This is a genomic window from Sphingomonas bacterium (genome assembly GCF_903643065.1).
Lineage (GTDB): Bacteria > Pseudomonadota > Alphaproteobacteria > Sphingomonadales > Sphingomonadaceae > Sphingomonas.
Genome location: NZ_CAHJWX010000213.1, coordinates 1 through 4815 on the forward strand (window position 1 = coordinate 1; position 4815 = coordinate 4815).

Annotated in this window: 3 protein-coding genes; all 3 read left to right on the top strand. The window is 68.9% G+C overall.

Annotated features, from left to right (window positions below; genetic code table 11):
* Window positions 1–1020: type VI secretion system baseplate subunit TssG (gene tssG / locus HUU95_RS08610; RefSeq protein ID WP_254602701.1), on the top strand; the 1020-nt coding region annotated here is incomplete at its 5' end.
* A complete protein-coding gene (tssH, locus tag HUU95_RS08615; RefSeq protein WP_217429798.1) occupies window positions 1017–3836 on the top strand; it encodes a type VI secretion system ATPase TssH in 2820 nt (939 codons plus the stop codon). The genes tssG and tssH, both read left to right, overlap by 4 nt.
* Before the next feature lie 32 nt (window positions 3837–3868).
* Complete coding sequence (locus HUU95_RS08620) at window positions 3869–4717, top strand: hypothetical protein (protein ID WP_174279742.1); 849 nt, start codon at window positions 3869–3871, stop codon at window positions 4715–4717.
* Window positions 4718–4815 lie beyond the last annotated feature (98 nt).

Genomic DNA, 4815 nt, shown 5'->3' on the forward strand with positions numbered 1-4815 from the left:
CCCCCAGCCGACCATGTCGGGTTCCTGCAACGCGCGGTGACGCGGGTGAAGCATTTCGGCATGTTCCCGCTGGTCCGGGGCGCCGAGGCGCGGGCACCCGGCCTGCCGCGCGTCGGCCGCGCGCGCCTGCCGTCGCAAAGCGCGGTCGATCTGGCGCAGCTGCCCAATCTGGGCTTCGCCGCCTCGACGATGGGCGAGATCGAGGTGCGGCACGGCCGCCCTGTCGCGCACGGGTTCTGGCTGGGGTTGACCGGCCCGATGGGGCCGCTGCCGACGCATCTGACCGAGTTCGCCTACTACGAGCGGCGCTATGCGGCGAAGCGACCATTCAACGGCTGGCTCAACGTGATCGCGAACCGGATGCTGCAATTCTTCTATCGCAGCTGGGGCGATTCGCAGCCGACGGTGCAGGCGGACCGGCCCGACGACGACCGGTTCGCGCGCTATCTGGGGGCGCTGTCGGGCGCGGCGGAGGGGGTGCGGCGCGACGCGCTGTTCCCGGAGCGCGCGCGCCTGTTCTACGCCGCGCTGTATGCGTCGCGGCGCTCGGCGGTGGCGGTGGAGGACGCGCTGGGCAGCCTGCTGCGCCAGCCGGTGCGCGTTATCGAGTTCCAGCCGCGCTGGCGCGAGATCGAGCGCGACGATCAGACCGGCCTCGGTCGCTCGTTCGCGCGACTCGGCGAGGATGCCGTCGTCGGCGCGCGTGTTCGGATCGCGTCCGACGCGTTCCGGGTGGCGATCCGCGCCAACTCGTTCGCCGAATATGAGCGGCTGCTGCCCGGATCGCCCCGGTTCACGGTCGCGGCCGAGGCGCTGGACGCGTTCGCGCCCTCCCATCTGGAATGGGACATCATGATCGAGATGGAAGAGCGACATGCCCGTCCGGCGCGTCTTGACGGACGCACGCGCTTGGGCTGGACTGGCTGGGTGACACCCGGGTCGGGGAGCCAAGTGCGCCGCGACACGCATCTGACACGACGCGCGGCGGGGGCCGGGCGACAAGGGGGACCATTGCCATGACCGAGATCAGCCGTTCGGCCCTGTTCGGCCGCCTCAATCCGACCGGCCTCAAGGCGATCGAGACCGCGACCGGCTTCTGCAAGATGCGCGGCAACCCGTATGTGGAGCTGGTCCACTGGCTGCACATCCTGGTGCAGGACGCGCAGAACGACCTGGCCGCGATCCGCACCGCGTTCGGGCTCAACGACAGCCAGCTCGCGCGCGACGTGGTGGCGCAGCTCGACTCGCTGCCGCGCGGCGCGACCGCGATCAGCGACTTCAGCCCGCAAATCGAGGAGGCGATCGAGAAGGGGTGGCTCTACGCCTCGCTCCAGTTCGCCGCCGGGCGCGTGCGCACCGGGCATCTGCTGTACGGGATGCTCAAGACGCCGACGCTGAAGAATGCGCTGTTCACGGTCTCCAGCGAGTTTCGCAAGGTGCAGGTGGAGAAGCTGGGCGCCGAGTTCGAGACGATCGTGCGATCGTCGACCGAGCAGACGCAGCGCGACGCCGGGCCGGCGGTGGGTGGAGATGCCGGCGGCGAGCCCGGCGCGGGCCCCGTCAGCGAGGGCGAGGCGCTGGTCAAATTCTCCAAGGACCTGACGCAGGAGGCGCGCGACGGCAGGATCGACACGATCGTCGGCCGCGATCAGGAGGTCCGCCAGCTGATCGACATCCTGCTGCGCCGCCGCCAGAACAACCCGATCCTGATCGGCGAGGCCGGCGTCGGCAAGACCGCCGTGGTCGAGGGGTTCGCCAAGCGCATCGTCGACGGCGACGTGCCGCCGAGCTTGCAGGGCGTGACGCTGCGCGCGCTCGACATCGGGCTGATGCAGGCGGGCGCGAGCGTGAAGGGCGAGTTCGAGAAGCGGTTGCGCATGGTGATCGACGAGGTCGAGTCGAGCACCACGCCCGTCATCCTGTTCATCGACGAGGCGCACACGCTGATCGGCGCGGGCGGGCAGGCGGGGACGGGCGATGCCGCCAACCTGCTCAAGCCGGCGCTGGCGCGCGGGCGGCTGCGCACGATCGCGGCGACCACCTATGCCGAGTACCGGCAGTATTTCGAGAAGGACCCAGCGCTCACCCGCCGCTTCCAGACCGTCGACGTGCCGGAGCCGGAGACGCCCAAGGCGATCGCGATGATCCGCTCGGTCGCGCCGATGATGGAGAAGCATCATCAGGTCGTGGTGCTGGACGAGGCGGTGGCGTCGTCCGTCGTGCTGTCGCAGCGCTACGTTCCCGCGCGCCAGCTGCCCGACAAGGCGGTGAGCCTGCTCGACACCGCCTGCGCGCGCGTCGCCGTGTCGCAGCACGCGACCCCGGCGCAGGTGGAGGACCGCCAGCGCCGCGTCGAACTGCTGGAGGTGGAGCGCGAGATCGTGGTGCGCGAGCGCGCCGGTCAGTATCGCAAGGACGACCGGCTGGAGAAGCTGGACGAGGAGCTGACGGAGGCGCGCGCCGCGTCCGCCGAGATCGACGCCAAATGGGGCCGCGAGAAGGCGGCGCTGGACCAGGTGTTCGCCGCGCGCGACGCGCTGCGCCAGCTGCGCGAGACGGAGGGAGCGGACGAGACCGCCGCGCGCGCCGATCTGGAGGTGGCGATCACCGGGATGCGCGAGGCGGCGGGCGACGATCCGATGGTGTTCGGCGTCGTCGACCAGGACGCGGTCGCCGCCGTGGTCGGCGACTGGACGGGCATCCCGATCGGCCGGATGGTGAAGGACGAGATCCAGGCGGTGCTGCACATCGCCGACCAGCTGAAGAAGCGCGTCGTCGGGCAGGACCATGCGATGGACGCGATCGCCAAGCGTATCCAGACCAGCCGCGCCAAGCTGGACAATCCCAACAAGCCGGTCGGTGTGTTCATGCTCGCCGGCCCGTCGGGCGTCGGCAAGACCGAGACCGCGCATGTGCTGTCCGAGCTGCTTTATTCCGGCGACGATTCGATGATCGTCATCAACATGAGCGAGTTCCAGGAGGCGCACACCGTCTCGACGCTCAAGGGCGCGCCCGCCGGCTATGTCGGCTATGGCCAGGGCGGCGTGCTGACCGAGGCGGTGCGGCGGCGGCCGTATTCGGTGGTGCTGCTCGACGAGGTGGAAAAGGCGCACCCCGACGTCCACGAGATGTTCTTTCAGGTGTTCGACAAGGGGTTCATGAACGATTCGGAAGGGCGGTTCATCGACTTCAAGAACTGTCTGATCCTGCTGACGTCGAACGCGGGCACCGACCTCATCACCAGCCTGTGCGAGGACCCGGAGATGGCGCCGGAGCCGGAGGCGCTGGCGACGGCGCTGCGGCCCGACCTGCTCAAGGTGTTCCCGCCGGCGCTGCTCGGGCGGCTGGTCGTGCTGCCCTATTTCCCGCTCTCGCCCGAGATGCTGGGCGGCATCGTCAAGCTGCAGCTCAATCGCATCACCAGGCGGATCGCGGAGAACCACAAGATCCGCTTTAGCTACAGCCAGGCCGTGGTCGACCTGATTGTCAGCCGCTGTAACGAGGTGGCGTCGGGCGGGCGCATGATCGATGCGATCCTGACCAACACGATGCTGCCGGAGATGTCGATCGCGCTGCTGGGCAAGCAGATGTCGGGCGAGGAGGTCGATTCGATCGCGGTCGATGTCGATGGCCAGGTCTTCACCTATGTGTTCGCCGGCAAGGGCGGGGTGCCGTCGGCGCCGGTCAAGACCGACGGCCTCGACCTGGCCGCCTTCTCCGGCGAGGCGCTGGTGGCGGACGAGGTGACGGGCGGCCGCGGCGACGCCGGCGACTGGCCCGCGACGATGGCGCCGGTGACGGCGCCGAGCGAGCCGATGCCGGGCGTTCCCGCCTGATCGCTAGAGGAAGTCGTTCAGGAGCAGCGGCGATGGCTGACGCGAACAAGGCGCTCATCGGCACGTGGACCGTGAGCTTCAACCAATATCGCTGGATCTACGTCTTCGCCGAGGGCGGCGCGGTGACGTGGACCGATCCGAACAACAAGCGATCGGGCACCGGCACCTGGCAAGAGACCGGGGCGGCGGTGGCGCTCACCTGGAAGAAGACGCCGGGACAGAAGGACGCGACCACCGAAACGTGGAACCTGCCGATCAATCCCGCCAACCAGATGGGGCAGGTGAAGGCCGATTACGCCAGCGGCTGGTTCAGCGCGACCAAGGACCAGGCCCGGTTCGACGGCTTCGCCGCCGAAGGTCAGCACGATCCCTTCGCCTGCTGGGCGGCCTGCCTGGCCTGGTACACCAAGGTATCGCCCGATGTCCCGACGGCGTCGCAGGACGCGATCATCCTTTCCAGCGACAAGTCGCAATGGGCGCCCAACGGCAGCATCACCAAGAACGGGCTGATGCTGATCTCCGTTCGTGGCGCGTTGCTGGAGCGCAAGCTGATCGGCCAGGCGGAGCTGGCCGGCGTCGTCGCCGCGCGCCGATTCCCGATGCTGATCGGCTTCGGCTCCGGGCCGCTGGGCGGGCACGTCAACGTGATCCACGGCTATGACGACGCGACGAACACCGTCGCCGTCATGGAGCCCTGGTATCCCGATCCGGCGGCGAACAAGTCGTTCGCCTATGACGCGGACTCGGGTTCATACTATAACAAGACCAGCGGCGACCCGTTCAAGTTCACCGGCGCGATGCTGCGCCGCCCGCTCAGCTATTATACGAGCAAGCCATTGGATGGTCAGTTCGTGGTCGGATCGCACATTGAACGACAATAGGCGATCGGCAGGCGCGGGCCGCCCGGCCGCGATCGGCGTCGTGGTCGCGTGACGGCCGACGCGCGCGTCGACGCCGTCGCGCGACAGGCGGTCGACAC